Annotated in this window: 14 protein-coding genes; 4 read left to right on the top strand and 10 right to left on the bottom strand. The window is 66.1% G+C overall.

Features of this window, described 5'->3' with window-relative positions:
* Nucleotides 1-172: 172 nt before the first annotated feature.
* The 4 genes from QW863_RS07340 to folE form a co-directional block, all read right to left on the bottom strand.
* The gene (locus tag QW863_RS07340) at nt 173-1,348 is read right to left on the bottom strand and encodes a DUF2336 domain-containing protein (RefSeq protein ID WP_315714656.1); all 1,176 of its coding nucleotides are present in this window, start codon (nt 1,346-1,348) and stop codon (nt 173-175) included.
* Between the two features lie 288 nt (nt 1,349-1,636).
* Nucleotides 1,637-2,662 (bottom strand): lytic transglycosylase domain-containing protein, encoded by a 1,026-nt coding sequence (locus QW863_RS07335; RefSeq protein WP_315714657.1) that lies wholly within the window; start codon nt 2,660-2,662, stop codon nt 1,637-1,639.
* A 149-nt stretch (nt 2,663-2,811) separates the two neighbouring features.
* On the bottom strand, nt 2,812-3,240 hold the full coding sequence (gene hisI / locus QW863_RS07330; protein ID WP_315714658.1) for a phosphoribosyl-AMP cyclohydrolase: 429 nt from the start codon (nt 3,238-3,240) through the stop codon (nt 2,812-2,814).
* A 29-nt stretch (nt 3,241-3,269) separates the two neighbouring features.
* The gene (gene folE / locus QW863_RS07325; protein ID WP_315714660.1) at nt 3,270-3,977 is read right to left on the bottom strand and encodes a GTP cyclohydrolase I FolE; all 708 of its coding nucleotides are present in this window, start codon (nt 3,975-3,977) and stop codon (nt 3,270-3,272) included.
* 227 nt (nt 3,978-4,204) lie between these two features.
* Between folE and QW863_RS07320 the strand changes: the two genes are divergently transcribed.
* Complete coding sequence (locus QW863_RS07320) at nt 4,205-4,666, top strand: iron-sulfur cluster assembly scaffold protein (RefSeq protein WP_315714661.1); 462 nt, start codon at nt 4,205-4,207, stop codon at nt 4,664-4,666.
* Between the two features lie 110 nt (nt 4,667-4,776).
* On the opposite strand, the gene QW863_RS07315 is transcribed toward QW863_RS07320, so the two are convergent.
* Nucleotides 4,777-5,667 (bottom strand): hypothetical protein, encoded by an 891-nt coding sequence (locus tag QW863_RS07315; protein WP_315714662.1) that lies wholly within the window; start codon nt 5,665-5,667, stop codon nt 4,777-4,779.
* Nucleotides 5,668-5,929: 262 nt separating this feature from the next.
* Between QW863_RS07315 and yidD the strand changes: the two genes are divergently transcribed.
* Nucleotides 5,930-6,280: a membrane protein insertion efficiency factor YidD gene (gene yidD, locus QW863_RS07310; protein ID WP_315714663.1), complete on the top strand. Its 351-nt coding sequence runs from the start codon at nt 5,930-5,932 to the stop codon at nt 6,278-6,280.
* A gap of 161 nt (nt 6,281-6,441) precedes the next feature.
* The gene (locus tag QW863_RS07305; RefSeq protein WP_315714664.1) at nt 6,442-6,654 is read left to right on the top strand and encodes a hypothetical protein; all 213 of its coding nucleotides are present in this window, start codon (nt 6,442-6,444) and stop codon (nt 6,652-6,654) included.
* Between the two features lie 9 nt (nt 6,655-6,663).
* Here the strand turns inward: QW863_RS07305 and QW863_RS07300 are convergent, their stop codons facing one another.
* Together QW863_RS07300 and QW863_RS07295 are read right to left on the bottom strand one after the other, a co-directional pair.
* Nucleotides 6,664-7,902 (bottom strand): hypothetical protein, encoded by a 1,239-nt coding sequence (locus QW863_RS07300; RefSeq protein ID WP_409977895.1) that lies wholly within the window; start codon nt 7,900-7,902, stop codon nt 6,664-6,666.
* A 1-nt stretch (nt 7,903) separates the two neighbouring features.
* The gene (locus tag QW863_RS07295; RefSeq protein WP_315714666.1) at nt 7,904-9,277 is read right to left on the bottom strand and encodes an APC family permease; all 1,374 of its coding nucleotides are present in this window, start codon (nt 9,275-9,277) and stop codon (nt 7,904-7,906) included.
* Nucleotides 9,278-9,616: 339 nt separating this feature from the next.
* Between QW863_RS07295 and QW863_RS07290 the strand changes: the two genes are divergently transcribed.
* Nucleotides 9,617-10,828, top strand: coding sequence for an alpha/beta hydrolase (locus QW863_RS07290; protein ID WP_409977894.1), 1,212 nt, complete (start codon nt 9,617-9,619; stop codon nt 10,826-10,828).
* 21 nt (nt 10,829-10,849) lie between these two features.
* Here QW863_RS07290 and QW863_RS07285 read toward each other — a convergent pair whose 3' ends face one another.
* The 3 genes from QW863_RS07285 to QW863_RS07275 form a co-directional block, all read right to left on the bottom strand.
* Nucleotides 10,850-11,200: a hypothetical protein gene (locus QW863_RS07285; RefSeq protein WP_315714667.1), complete on the bottom strand. Its 351-nt coding sequence runs from the start codon at nt 11,198-11,200 to the stop codon at nt 10,850-10,852.
* A gap of 148 nt (nt 11,201-11,348) precedes the next feature.
* Complete coding sequence (locus tag QW863_RS07280; RefSeq protein ID WP_315714668.1) at nt 11,349-12,524, bottom strand: MFS transporter; 1,176 nt, start codon at nt 12,522-12,524, stop codon at nt 11,349-11,351.
* A gap of 102 nt (nt 12,525-12,626) precedes the next feature.
* The gene (locus QW863_RS07275) at nt 12,627-13,925 is read right to left on the bottom strand and encodes a hypothetical protein (protein WP_315714974.1); all 1,299 of its coding nucleotides are present in this window, start codon (nt 13,923-13,925) and stop codon (nt 12,627-12,629) included.
* Nucleotides 13,926-14,020 lie beyond the last annotated feature (95 nt).

The following is a 14,020-nucleotide window of genomic DNA, read 5'->3' as shown; positions in this document are numbered from 1 at the left end:
AATCCATCGCCATAAAATGGAATGTGAGGCGCGCGAGCGGTGACAGCTTGCCTCGGCACGTTGCCCTGTGGTTATGGATTCCGGGCTCGCGCTTCGCGCGCCCCGGAATGACGGGCGGAGAGATGTCGGCCTTGATCTGCTGAGGAATCCGCGGACGAACAGGCGAGCTGCGCTAGGCCGCGATCAGTCCGAACTCCAGCCCGGCGACGAAATCCTCCGCCATCACCTCGTCGCAGAACTCGCGGGCCTCGTCGCGCGCGGATTCGGTGGCGAAGCGGCGCAGCAGGATCAAGAGCGGCGCGGCCGCGTCGCGGTCGGTGGCGCAATGGGTGAGCACGCGCTCCACCATCTTGCGACGCAGAATCGCTGCTCCGCTCAGGGTGTCGGCAAAGCCGTTCTCGCGGCAGACTTCGAGCGCGATGCTGAACGCGTCGAAGGTGGTGTCGGGAATGCCGGCCTTGCGCAGCAGCCCCTGCAGGCTGGCGCGACCGCGATCGTTGAGCAGCGCCGACACCCGCGCCCGCGGCATGTCGGCGAGCTCCGATAGCGCGATCTCGAACAGTTCGACGTTGCCGGAGAGAAGCGCGCGCAGGATCAGGCCCGCGGTGAGTTGCGAGGTTGCGCGCAGATGCTGGACCAGCCCGCGCAGCTCCTCGCCGCGCGAGCGCGCCGCGATGGTGATGGTCGAGCGGTCGCGCGCCTCATTGGTGATGCGCCCTGCCCTGTCGGCGCTGAGCCAGTTCCTGGCGACTACGAACTGCGCCAGTGTCTCGGACAGCTTGTCGACCAGCGCCGCGCGCGTCGCGGCCGGCAGGTCGTCCAGCACCAGCATCGCTTCGCGGATGGCGGCGAGGTGGCCGTGACGCTCGACGATGCGGTCCCAGGAGAACGGCGCGAGCTCGGCATAGGCATTCTCGATCAGCTCGAGCGCGGCGGCGGCGCTGCCGACCTCGGCGATCGCGGCGCACACCGGCGCGGGCAGGCCGACGCGGCGCGCGATCGCGCATTGCGTGTCGGAGTTGCCGGTCGCGACGATGTCGACGAGGTCGGCATCGATCAAGAGCGGCGAATGTTCGAGGATGATGGCGGCCACGGAAGCCTGGTCGGTGGCCAGCGCCTGGACGATGGCGGCCGGCGCCTCCTCCGAGCGGGCGAACACCTCCGCCATCGCCTGCCGCACCAGCGGCGACGGATCGTCCAGCAGCATGAGGAGCGCGCCCTCCGCGGCGCCGCGATCCTCATCGCAAAGATCCGACAACAGCCACGCCCGCGCGAGCGCCCTGGTGGCCTCTGCCCGCTCACCGGCGGGTGCGGTTCTGACCCAACTGAGAAACTGCCGAACGATCATGGTCTTTCCGGCTTACGCAACTTGCAGACAAAGGCCACGAGGGCCTCAACAGCACCGAAAATAAACCACGACGCTTAACAAAGCGTTCACCATAAGTGGCTGGTTTTGTTGATGTTTTGTTAAGGCGGCAGGTTGTTTACATACTATGGCACCACTCAACGCCGCATTTGGCCGTAATCCGACGGGGGAAATGCGGCCGCCGCCAGCGGCGCGAGCCGCGGCGGGACTTCAAAATAGTTCTTTTTGATCAATGGTTCAGCGACGAGCGCGACCGCCTTCGCCGGCGCATCAGCCCGAGAAGGTGCCGTGCGGATCGCTGAACAGGTCGAGCCTGCGCTGACTATTGCCGCTGGCATCGATACTGCCGCTCTCCGACGGGGTCGCGCTGGCAACCGATGAATGGCCCCACAACTCGCGCACGGTCGGCGAGACCGCCTGGCTCGACTGGCCGTCAACCTGGAATAGCGAACGAAACATCGGATCTGCCGGCCGGTTGACCGCCGACGCATCGGCCGTCGTCGAGGAGCCGGACCGGGATGAACCGCGCGCATCCGGAAACATCGACAGGAAGGTTGCGGTGTCGGTCGTCGGCAGCGCGCCGCCGCCGGCCGCATTGGCCGCGACATTCGTCCCACCATAGAGTGCAAGCGCGCCCCGGGTGGCCGAGGAATTGGCGGCGCCGGCATAGCGCGTGTTCAGGACCGCATAGACCTGGGACACGCTGCGGGCTTGTCCGTCGCGATCGTAGAAGATCGGCCGGTTGGCCGCGGCGGCGCCGGGAAACATCCGCGCAGCCGACGCATTCGGAGTCTCCTGGGTGCTGGTGATCAGCTTCGCGGCGCCGCCGACACCCATGAAGTGCGCCATGTAGAGCTCGGCATCGGTGGGCCGACGGCCGATCTTGCCGGCGAGCTGGAAGCTGTTCGATTGCGTGAGCGCAGCGGCCATCGCGGACGACGCCTGCGGGTCGTCGCGCAGCTTCATGATCGCCTGCCGCATGGCGGGATCGCTGACCGTGTAGTCGCCCGCCGGTGTCCGGGTGATTGCGTCGGCATATTGGCCATAGCCGAGATCAGCGCCGGCTTCCTTCACCGTGCCGAGCCAGGTCTGGTCGATGAACTGGTAGAGCCCGCGCGCTGATGACGTCGAGGCGCCGGCGGTCGGATTGAAGTCGGACTCCATCTTGGCGGTCGACAGCAGATATTCGAAGCTGGTGCCGACGCTGTCAGCGGCCTGCTTGATCGCGCCGGCGACCTTCGCCCGGACGCCATCGAGGAAACCGGTGGACGAGGAGTTGGATGCGTCGACCGACATGGGAAGACCCGCTGTTTGCAGATTTGCTGGCAGACGAACGCGCCGGAAACGTCCGGCAAAATGCGGCGGGCATGGTTAATGGCGAGTTAATTCGCTGGGCCCGGCCGGGCCAATGAACGACCGGATAGACCCGGAGGCAGGTCGCTGGCCTACTTGCGATAGACCTCGGCCGGATCGAACAGCCGGTCGGCATCGACGAAGACGAGCTGCGCACCGCTGCCGTCATCCGATCGCTCGACCTTGCGATAGAAGCAGGAATGGCGGCCGGTGTGGCACGCCGCGCCGGCCTGCTCGACGCGCAGCCAGACCGCGTCCTGGTCGCAATCGGTGCGCATCTCGACCACGCGCTGGGTCTGGCCCGAGCTCTCACCCTTGCGCCACAACGCATTGCGCGAGCGACTGAAATACCAAGCTTCGCCGGTCGCCACCGTCTTGCGCAGGGCCTCCTCGTTCATGTGGGCGACCATCAGCACGTCGCCGCTCACGGCATCGGTCGTCACACAGGTGACGAGGCCGGCCGCGTCGAACTTGGGCAGGAAGGCCAAGCCCTCCTCGCGCTCAACTGAGGATGAAGACACGAAACTCTCTGCTCAACGGGTTGGCAGGCTTACCGTTGCGGCGACCGCACCATGGACAGGAAGCGCGACTGCTCGGCCGGATTGTCCCTGAACATGCCGGTGAAGCGGCTGGTGAAGGTGATGGCGCCGTGCTTGGCGACGCCCCGCACCGACATGCAGGTGTGCTCGGCCTCGATCATGACGGCGACGCCGCGCGGCTTCAGCACCTCGTCGATCGCAGCCGCGATCTGGGCGGTGAGATGCTCCTGGGTCTGCAGGCGGCGGGCGAAGATGTCGGTCAGGCGCGCCAGCTTGGACAGGCCGACCACCCGCTCGACCGGCGTATAGGCGATATGCGCGCGGCCGTAGAAGGGCATCATGTGATGCTCGCATTGCGACGTGAACTCGATGTCGCGAATCAGCACGAAGTCGTCATAGCCGGCGGTCTCGCCGAAGGTGCGGTCAAGCACCTCGGCCGGGCACTGGTGATAGCCCTGGTACAATTCATCATAGGCCTCGACGACCCGGCGCGGCGTGTCGACCAGCCCCTCGCGGGTCGGATCCTCGCCGATGTAATTCAGGAGCGTGTAAACCGCGGCCTCGGCTTCCGCGCGCGACGGCCGTGGCCGATCCGGCCGCACGGCGGCGGCGAGAAAATCGGCAGGATCGAGCTCTGCAGCGCGGGGGTCAGTCAGCTTGGCGTCTAACGGCTTGCCCTCGGGCTTGTTCGCGCGCAACGTCTTGATCAAAGTGTCCATCTCAACTCCGTTCGACCGGTCGGCGGTCCGACCGGAGTGTCACCGGCACAGCATCACCTTGAGGGCGTCACCTGCAGAGGTGCCACACGCAGGCTGAGCGCCTCTCGCGCCGGACGCCTGTGGATGTGGCTGGAATTCCTGCCAATCGTTTCCATATACTCGCAATATAGGGCGATGAAACCCGGCCGCCAAGGCCGCCACGCCGGTAATTCCGGGACGTCAGGCACATGCTGAACGACATCTACAACAAGCGCATCATCGAGCTGGCCGGCAACATTCCGCGGCTCGGACGGCTGGACCGCCCGGACGCCACCGCCACCGCCCATTCCAAGCTGTGCGGCTCGACCGTCAAGGTCGACCTCAAGATGGACGGGCCCGTGGTGACCGACTTCGCCCACGACGTGAAGGCCTGCGCCCTCGGCCAGGCCTCCTCCTCGATCATGGCCCGCCACGTCATCGGTTCCAGCGCCGCGGAGCTGCGCGAGCTGCGGGAGACGGTGAGAAGGATGCTGAAGGAGAACGGTGCGCCGCCGGAAGGCAAATGGGCCGACATCGCCCTGCTCGAGCCGGTGCGCGACTACAAGGCCCGCCACGCCTCCACGATGCTGACGTTCGATGCCGTGGTGGACGCGATCGGCCAGATCGAGGCCAAAGCCAACGGCGAGCAGCCGGCCGCGGCCCAGGGCTGAGGCGGCATCATTCCCCCGCACGTCGAAATCACATAGCCAGCTCGCACGAGGGTGACGGCACCGGTCGCCCCTTTCGGACGCTGGCGCCGGTTCGCCAGCGACGTCGCTGCCTATTGCGGCGGCGTCGCCGCCACCGTCGCCGCCGGAAGCGCTTCGGCGGTGCGGGAGAGTTGCTTGTCGAGCGCGGCCGGGAAGCGGTCCTGCTGCTTGTCCCTGGCCTGCGGCTTCGGCGCGAGCTCGGCGACGGGCACCGCCCCCTTTGGCGGCAGCACCTCGGCGACCAGATCCGTGGTCACGATATTGGTGAGGCGCAGCTCGGCGCGCGACAGCTCATGCAGGTCCTCCCAGGGCGGCACGTTCAGCGCCAGCGACAGCAGATCGCCCGCTCCGCCCATGTCGAAGGTGTATTTGGCGAGACGCCCGATGTCGCGCTCGACGATCATCAGGTCCTGCGCCGTATAGCTCGCCGCCTTGGCGTCGTCCGCTCGGTCTCCCATCCAGATCTGGTGAACGCGGACATGGGCGGTGTCCGGAACATAACGCGTGGTTCCAGCCAGCAGCAGGAACACGCACATCGACTCGCAATAGGCCTCGGGCACCACGCGCGGCCGGTCACCCGCGCGGCTCGGACGCTGGGTCATGCCGACCGTGGTGCGCATCTTCAGCCCACGGAACCGGCGACCCAGGGTTATGGCGTCGTTGACCGAACCACCGCTGGAGTCGAGCACCAGGGTGGCGCCCGTCAGGTCCCGATCCCTCGCGAAATCCTCGAAATCCTTCGGCGTGTCGCCGGTAACGATCCCGACCGCGCTGACCCAGCCGCAATTCGGCTCGCAGGCGACCCAACCGAACCGCATCGGGAGTTTGCGCTCTTCGAGCGCGCCGCCGGCGCGCGCCGTGTTGGACATAACGGTGATCGCCCCACCGACCACCAAACCAAGCGCTGCCACACCGAGTAGCATCCAGCGCAATTCATGCGACCGCAGCAATCTCACGCGCAATCCGTCCCCCTCGTATAGCTCGGTACGCAGTTCCTCGGTTTTCTTGCGGAAAGACCTGACAAGCTGGCCTCAAATCCGTTATTAGTCTGTCACATCCTTGTCGGGAAACGTATCCGGGCAATCACCGACCGTCCAGCTGCGGCGTGCTGCGGCGCCGCTGAAAACTGGCCATTGTTGCATCACATCACCACAAATGAACGAGAGCAGGGTTCCCTGCCGAGGAACCGGTCAGAAGCTCGCACATCCATCTGGCATTTCGCTCATGAAGCACTCATGCTCCGACATCGGCTGCCATTCTGCGCACATCGGGTCGCTGCTGGCGCGACTCCCGCGCCGCGCGGCTCACGCGCTGATCTGGCTTTATCGCCACACTTTGTCGCCGCTGGTCGGCTACAATTGCCGGCACCTGCCGACGTGCTCGGTCTATGCTGATGAAGCCATCGAGCGCTTCGGGCTCTGGGCAGGCGGCTGGATGACGCTCGCCCGGCTGCTGCGCTGCCAGCCCTTTGGCACCTCCGGCATCGACAACGTCCCAACGACGGCTCCTGCGCGCGCCCGCTGGTACCTGCCTTGGCGCTATGCGCGATGGCGCGGCGTCAACGGGCCGAACTGAGGTGCAGCGCAACAAGCACCGAATCGATCGATCGACCTCGCAGATGGCGCTGGCGAAATCCCACGCCAGGACTATGCTTCTATAATGCGACGGCGCTGTCAGCAGGAACCGCGCCGCTTGGACTGGCATTGATGTGACGCTTCCTTCGGGAGGAAACAACGATGCGCTGGACAATCAGCCCCAGAAGCCACCGAGCGCGCAAGAGTGTCGGTCCCGATCATGCCGGCCATCATGACGCACGCCAGGTGGACCTGCTCTGCATCATCGCTTTGTTGATCGTCATTGTCGGTGCCTGGCGCTATCTCACGGACAGCACCGCCCTGCCCCCGCCGACGACGTCCTACATCGTGCCCAGCCAGAGCGTGCACTGGTGAGATTCGCCCCTACCATCTCGGCCAGAAGATGAAATCGTCGCGCCGCGGCGGCGGATAGAGAGGAACCGGCTCCGGCGCCCGCGGCACGCGCCGGGCGCGCGGCGGCGGCTGGTAATCCGTCTCTGGAAGGACGCTCGCTTCGGCCGAGACTGTCGCGTCGGCCGGAGGCGATCTCACCGCGAGCAGGACATTCGATTCACGCGTGCGCCAGCGATAGCCGATCCCGAACTCCAGCGGCTGCGCGCGCTCGAACAGCTTCGCATAGCTCCTCTGATACATGCCCGGAAACTTGTCGATCGGCCCGGCGTAGCGTCCGAACGGCAGGAAACGCCAAGCCCGCGCTTCGTAGCTTGCGAGCGGGATGCCGGAATCGTCCTGGATGATGGTGGCGCTGTTCTTCAGCAGCCAGCTACGGACCCGCCCGAAGCCGTTCTCATGCAACAGATAGGACGCGCTCTTCAGGAGACTGTCGCCCGGCCCCAGCGGCTCGCAGAACTTGAGCAACCCGCTCGCCTTCACGCCGGAATCGGAGAGATCGCTGGAGAAGTAGTAGAGCGTCTTGGCGACCCCGTCGGCGCCGGCAAACAGGATGCGCGCGCCCTTGGTCGCATTGCGCGTCGGCGCCTCGTCGTTGCCGTGCAATCCGCCATTCTCGTCCAGCCAGATCAGACTGGCCTCGCGGATCGTCTTGCCGGTGCGCGCCAGGAAGACATAGAGGATCGGCAGGGTCCCTTCGAGCTCGCCTTCGCGCAGGTCGACCTTCATGTCCTTGGTGATGAAGAAGGAGAAGCTCAGGACCGATTGCAGCGAGCGTTCGACATAGGACAGCGCCGGGCCGATGCTGCCTCGGGGCAATCTGGTCAGGTCCGGGATCGGGCCGGTCGGCTCGAGTGCCGCCAGGACATAGATCGTTGCCTTCGGATGAAAGGCATCGGCATAGAGAAAATCCGGCCCCGAGAAGAAATAGAACATCGACGGCCGCGGCGCGGCCAGATTGGCATCCGCCCAGGCCCTGATCTTCGACAATTGTCGCTGCTCGAGCTGATTGAAGGCGTTGTCGAAGAACGCCGCGTGGCGCCGCCACGCCGGATCCTGCACGAAGGGCAGGAGCGGCGAGCCCGCTGCTGGCGGCATGCCCGCCAGCACCCGCGCCGTATCGTCCGGCGTGGTGGTCTGAGCCCGAGCCTCGAAGCTCATGGCAAGGATCAGACATGCGACGGCGAACCAGACTCTCAAGACCAACAGCATTTCAATCCGAACCCGATGCGAGCGTTGCGGCGATACGGCGCGATCGCGCGTGAGCGAACCAATAGATCACCAATCCCGACGCCATTGCGCCTGCGCCGAGCCCTGCCTGCAAGGGCCGCGTTGTGATGAGATAGTACATCATGAAGAAGGTCACGCTGAGGAAAATCAACGGCGTGACCGGATAGCCCCAAGCGCGGTAGGGTCGCGTGAGTTCGGGCTGCGCGATGCGCAGCTTGATCAGTCCGAGCACAGCGAGAAGCGAGCAGGACAACAGCGAGAACTGGACGACGTCCAGCACCGCCTCGAAGCTTTCCGTGAACAGCATCAGGGTGGCGACCGTGAGCTGGAACAGCACGGCATAGGCCGGCGCCCCATTACGCGAGCGCCGCGCAAACACCGACAGCGCCGGAATGTCCTCGCCCATCGTCATCAGCACGCGCGGGCCGATCCACATCATCGCGGCAATGGAAGGAACCAGTCCGACGCAGATCATCGCGGCCACGAAGCGCCCGCCGGTCTCGCCGAAGATATGACTGCCCGCGATGCTCGCGACCTGGAGCTGGCCTGCGAGCGCGTCCATCGGTGCAGCCCGCAGGAAAACAGCGTTGAGCGCGATGTAGAGTACCAGAACGATCACCGTGCCCAGCAGCAGCGCGCGCGGCAAGGTCCGCTCCGGCGCATGCAGTTCGCCGATGATATAGGTCGCCGCGTTCCAGCCGGAAAACGCGTACATCACGAACACCAGTCCGGTTGCGAACGCCGCACTCGTCACGTGGCCGATATCGGCCGCGGTCGGCAGGAAAGTGACCGACTGCGGGGCGGCAATGGTGTAGCCTGCGATGAGAAAGGCGGTGATGAGCGCGAGCTTCAGCATGGTCGACAACAGCTGGAAGCGGCTCGACTGCCTGATGCCGCCGAGCTGCACCGCTGTCACGAGCCAGACTGCACCCGTGGCGAGCAGCATCGGCGGAGCACTGGTGATGACGGCACGACCATATTCGCCGAACGCCATGGCCGCGAGCGCCACCGGCGCCGCGAAGCCCACCGTCGCCGAGACCCACCCGGCCATGAAGCCGATCGCCGGATGGAACGCCCGTGTGAGGAGATTGTATTCACCGCTCGAGCGCGGAAACATCGTGCCGAGTTCGGCATAGGACAGCGCCCCGCAGATCGACACCAGTCCCCCGACCGCCCACAGCGCCAGAATGGAGAAGCCGGACGGGATGTCCCGGACCTGGAAGCCGAGGCTGGTGAAGACGCCGACTCCGATCATGTCGGCGATGACGATCGCGGTCGCGACCGGCAAGGACACGGATGGAACCCGGTCGCCGTCTGTCCGGCCCCGGCCAGGATCGTCCGCCTCGGATGCAGCCATCTCGTCGAGGGACGCCGGCGCCCCTTCCTCTGCCTCAGCCCAGGTTCCCGCCGAAGCATTCAAACATCGTTAACGGGCGTTAAATATGACCTTCCTCAAGGGTATTTTTGAACCGATTTCGGCCGGGCTTGGCTGCGGCATTGCATCGGGCCGCCGGCCGTCCCACAATCGCGACACGTTCGCGTGGTGTGTCCCGGTACGCCCGGGGTCGACCGGACACGATCCTTAACGCGACCTCAATTTCGGCGGCGCAGGTTGAACGAAATCCGCTGGTTGAAGAGCCGTGTTGCGGCTCGAACGCGTCTTTGGGGACGGATGATCGGGGAAGACGAGAAAGTGGTGACGTCTGTGCGCAGGGGCTCGTGCCTCTGGTGGCGCGCGGCATCGGCGCTGGCAATCTGCCTTTCCTTCACGCATTGCGGCAAGGCGCCCAATCCCGAGGCGTTGGCCGCCAACGCATCGACGGCCCAGGGGCTGACCTTCGACGATCGTTTTCCGGTACCTGAATTCAGCGACCGCTTCCCGTCCGCGCAGGAGAGCTTCCGGCTTCACACGCCCTCCGACTTCGCTCCGAAGCCGGCGCCCTCACAGATCGCATCGCTGGAGCCGCAACGGTCGGAACGGCGGCAGCGTGAGGATCTGACGACCCTCGTCAGCATGCAGTCGTCGGCCTTTCCCTATTTCGGTAACAATCCGGCATCCGACGCGCCATTCCTGAACGTCAGCAACGGTGAGCGCCGCGGCCACCGCAGCTTGTCCGGCCGCGTCTACTGGCAGGACCAGACCTACAACGACAGCCGTGTGCTGGTGCACGTCCCCGAACAATTCGATGTGCGCAAGCCGGGCGTGATCGTCGTGTTCTTCCACGGCAACGGCGCCACGCTGGAGCGCGACGTGCGCGACCGCCAGTTGGTGCCGCAGCAGATCACCGCGGCCGGCGTCAACGCGGTGCTGCTCGCGCCGCAGATGGCCGTCGACGCCGCCGATTCGAGCGCCGGCAAGTTCTGGCAGCCCGGCGGCTTCAAGCGCTTCATGGACGAGGCTGCGGCCAGCCTCGCCCGCCTGACCGGCAATCCGGCCGCCGCGAAGACGTTCGCCGGCATGCCCATCGTGATCGTCGGCTACAGCGGTGGCTTCCTTCCCACGGCCTGGAGCCTCGAGGTCGGCGGCATCGGCGACCGCGTGCGCGGCGTCGTGTTGCTCGATGCGGTCTACGGCCAGCTCGACAAGTTCGCCAACTGGGTCGAGCGCAACCGCTCCGGCTTTTTCATCAGCTCCTACACGCGCTACACTGCGCGGCATGATCAGGAACTGATGGCGATGCTGCGCAATCGCGGCATCGAAGTCTCCGAGGACATGGACCGGCCGCTGCGCCCGGGCAGCGTCGTCTTCGTCGAGACCGACGAGGGCATCACCCATCGCGACTACGTCACGCAGGCATGGACCCGCAACCCGATCAAGGATGTGCTGGTCAAGATGGCGGCCGCCCAGCCGCCGATCCGGATCGCGGCCGGAGCCCAGGACATGTCGAACCGCGTGTCGAGCCGCTGAGACAGAGGCCGCCGCAATGCCTCAGGACTTCGGAAGCTTCTCGACGAAGCCGTTGAAGCAGGCGAGCCGCTCATCCTCTTCCTTGGTGAACTTGCAGTCGCCGACCACCTTGGCCTTCATCGCCTTCGGCTTGGCTGCCGGCGGAATGACGGCGTCGTAGCAGTTCAGGCGCTCCTTGGTTCCGTCGTCGATCTCCAGGCAGGCCTGGAGCTTGGCGGCCGCCGATTGCGGCTTGGCCGGCGCGGCGGCGGCGGTCTTCGTCCCCTTCGGCTTGACCTGCACCAGCGGACGGTCACCGACCATCGGCGCGCTCTGGGCCAGCGCAGGGGTGCACAGCAGCACTGCGGCCAGGCTCAACATCATCTTCTTCATGCCATATCTCTCTCATCCGACCCGTGGGCACGCGAGGACGTCCGTCGATGCTACTCGCCGGCCGTGGCAGAATCCACGCCCCAGCAGCCCCCCACGACATCGGCCTTTAATCCGGTCGGGCCGGCTTTGCCAAGCGCCAACCCGCTGCTCAGGCCGGAACCGCGGTCCGCGCGCGCTGGCGGCTGACCAGAATTGCCAGCAACGCCAGGGTCAGCAACATCAGTGCGACGTAGCCGGAGGCTCCGAGCAGGTCGCGTGCAAACAGGCTGCCGCCGATCGCGGAGCCGATGGCCTGGCCGATATAGAGCACGGAGGTGTTGAGCGACACCGAGGCCGAGGCAAGCGGCGGCGCGGCTGCCACCAGCCGAACCTGCTGCATCGAATTGGTGGACGCAAACCCCAACCCCCAGATGGCGACCGCCACCGCCATGAGGCCGTAGGTGCCCGCCGCCAGCGTCCAGGCCGACACACCGGCGAACATCAGGCAGGTGAACAAGAGCGATGTCCGGTAGGCCCCCCAGCCATCGACGATCCGGGTTGCGATGACGACGCCGAGAAAGCCGCAGGCGCCGTAGATCGCGAACACCAGCCCGATCTGGTTGGAGTCCGCGCCAGTCAGGCGCTTCAACAGCGGTCCCATGAAGGTGAAGATCACGAACTGCCCCGACATCTGCAGGGTCGTGACCAGGAGCAGCAGAACCACCAGACGGTTACGGCCGAGCTCGGTCCAGGTCTTCAACGCAACCGGCGCGCCCTTCAGGCCGGATGGCAGGCGCCATGTCAGCAGAACAAAGCTGACCGCGCCGGCCGCACCGACGGCGAGATAGGCAGCCCGCCAACCAGAATGACTGCCGATGAAGGTGATCATGGGCAGCCCCACGGCGGCCGCCAGCGACCAGCCCAGGAAGACATAGGCGATGGTGCTGCCGCGTCTCTCGACCGGGCTGATCAGCGCCGCCGTCCCGGCGGCCTGCGGTGTATAGAGCGCGCCGACCGCGAGCATCACCAAGCGCAGCACCAGCAGGCTCGCATAATCGGGCGCAAACGCCGAGGCGAGATTGCCGAGCGTGAGGACCATGAGCGTCGCTGCGAGCAGACGGCGGCGATCGAAGCGGCTCGTCAGCCAAGCGGTCAAGGGCGAGCAGATGCAGAGCACCACCGCGCCAAAGGTGATCAGGAGCCCCGCCGTCTGAACGCCGACAGCGAGATCCGAGGCGAGCTCGGACAGCAGGCCGGCGGGCGCGAGCACCGAGCAGCCGGTGACGAGATTGCCGAGCATGAGCGCGGTCGGCGCAAAGCGCCCGGAAGCGGAAGTGGATGTCATCGCGCCTCAATAGCAGAGAATTTCATGCATTTGCATGAAAATGTCTCATGCCGCCCATGACTTTCTTTCGTCCTCCCTCCTTCGTCCTGGCCGCCATTCTCGTCAGGGCGCGGGGGCGGACTGCGCCGCCGAGGCCTGCGGCGAGGGAATCTGCGTCCACGGAACCGGCGTACTCGTCGGACGGGCGACGGCCTTGGACGGCGGGCAGCTCTCGATCAGCATCTTCAGAGCAGATTGCAGGCCTTCGCTGCTCACCGGAAATGTCGAGACATTGCGACGCGCGACATTCAACAGGGAATCGCTCAGCTCGGCCGACGGCATCAACGACAGCGTTTTCACCTGGCTTGCATTCAGGAACACGCCCCAGGTCTCGCGGTCGCCCGACCGCCGCGGCGGCGAGAGGAAATTGAGCCGCATATCTCCGCTCGCCATTGCCAGCGGACCCGGCGGCGAGCCGGCCGGCGCGATGCGCTCGACGTCGAGCTCGAAGCGGTCCTGATCGAAGCAGACCATCTGCAAGCGCGTGGTCTGGAACGTGCTCTCACCGTCCTTGCGTGCGAGAATGGTCTTGTAGGCAATCCCACGGCTGGCGGTCTCGAACATCCAGGGGCTTTCGACCCGCTGCCGCCTGTCGAGCGCAAACCGCGCGATCTCCTCCCGCGTCAGGATGCGCATGCTCTCGAACGGAACGGACCGCGCCACCGTGAGCAGAGCGGGATCCGCGCCGAGCTTGGTGATGTAGTCGAGCACCATCTTGTCGGCCCGCGCCATCGCCTGCTGCATCGCCTGCGCCCGCATCTCGCGGGTCGGCACGCCGCCGGTGAAGTTCAGGATGACGCGCGGCGAATGCACCGCGAGCGTCGCATCCGCTGCGATGTCACGCGTGGGCGCGCCGAGCAGCATGTAGGGACAGGCCGAATTGCACATCGCCCCCCGCGTCCAGACCTCGCCATGCAGCTCGCGCCCGGACAGCTTCAGCTTGGTACAAGCTTCGCCCTCCTGAGGCTCGAAGCCACACTCGCGCAAGGTGGTGCGTCCCACCCGCACGGCGGCCTTGCGCTCGCGCAGCATGTCGCCGATGGCGAGCGCCTGCTGCAGATTGCCGCCTGGAGAATTGAAGTAGATCGGCAGTCTGCGCTCCCCGATCTGCTTCATGAACTTGCGAAAGCGCGCCGCGGCGCCGCCGTCGATCTTGCCTTCGGCGGCGATCCAGCTGTCACAGCCATGTCCACAGGCGTCCGAGGAGCCCTTGACGAGAGCGAACGCAATCGGCGTCGAGCCGTCGGCGACCCGCGGCGGCGCGGCGCGGCGCGCGGCCGGCCTGGACTCCGTTGCAGGCCTGGCCGGGGCACCCGGCCTCGCATGTGCCGCGGGCTTTGGCTGGGTCGCCGGCTTTGGCATCGCCGGAACGGCCGCGAGCGACGACAGGCTCGACAACACGAACACGATCAGCGCGGCCCCAACATGAATGCCGCCGCGCCGACACACAGACAGCG

It is taken from the genome of Bradyrhizobium sp. SZCCHNR1017 (assembly GCF_032381375.1).
GTDB lineage: Bacteria > Pseudomonadota > Alphaproteobacteria > Rhizobiales > Xanthobacteraceae > Bradyrhizobium.
Note: the sequence above shows the minus strand (reverse complement) of the source record. Positions and strands in the feature narration are given on the sequence as shown.

Coding starts and splice junctions, on each gene's coding strand:
- QW863_RS07295 (WP_315714666.1), bottom strand. CDS start 9,277: ATGGCTGCATCCGAGGCGGACGATCCTGGCCGGGGCCGGACAGACGGC.
- yidD (WP_315714663.1), top strand. CDS start 5,930: ATGAAGCACTCATGCTCCGACATCGGCTGCCATTCTGCGCACATCGGG.
- QW863_RS07335 (WP_315714657.1), bottom strand. CDS start 2,662: ATGTCGGTCGACGCATCCAACTCCTCGTCCACCGGTTTCCTCGATGGC.
- QW863_RS07285 (WP_315714667.1), bottom strand. CDS start 11,200: ATGAAGAAGATGATGTTGAGCCTGGCCGCAGTGCTGCTGTGCACCCCT.
- QW863_RS07275 (WP_315714974.1), bottom strand. CDS start 13,925: ATGCCAAAGCCGGCGACCCAGCCAAAGCCCGCGGCACATGCGAGGCCG.
- folE (WP_315714660.1), bottom strand. CDS start 3,977: ATGGACACTTTGATCAAGACGTTGCGCGCGAACAAGCCCGAGGGCAAG.
- QW863_RS07305 (WP_315714664.1), top strand. CDS start 6,442: ATGCGCTGGACAATCAGCCCCAGAAGCCACCGAGCGCGCAAGAGTGTC.
- QW863_RS07320 (WP_315714661.1), top strand. CDS start 4,205: ATGCTGAACGACATCTACAACAAGCGCATCATCGAGCTGGCCGGCAAC.
- QW863_RS07280 (WP_315714668.1), bottom strand. CDS start 12,524: ATGACATCCACTTCCGCTTCCGGGCGCTTTGCGCCGACCGCGCTCATG.
- QW863_RS07300 (WP_409977895.1), bottom strand. CDS start 7,902: ATGCTGTTGGTCTTGAGAGTCTGGTTCGCCGTCGCATGTCTGATCCTT.
- QW863_RS07340 (WP_315714656.1), bottom strand. CDS start 1,348: ATGATCGTTCGGCAGTTTCTCAGTTGGGTCAGAACCGCACCCGCCGGT.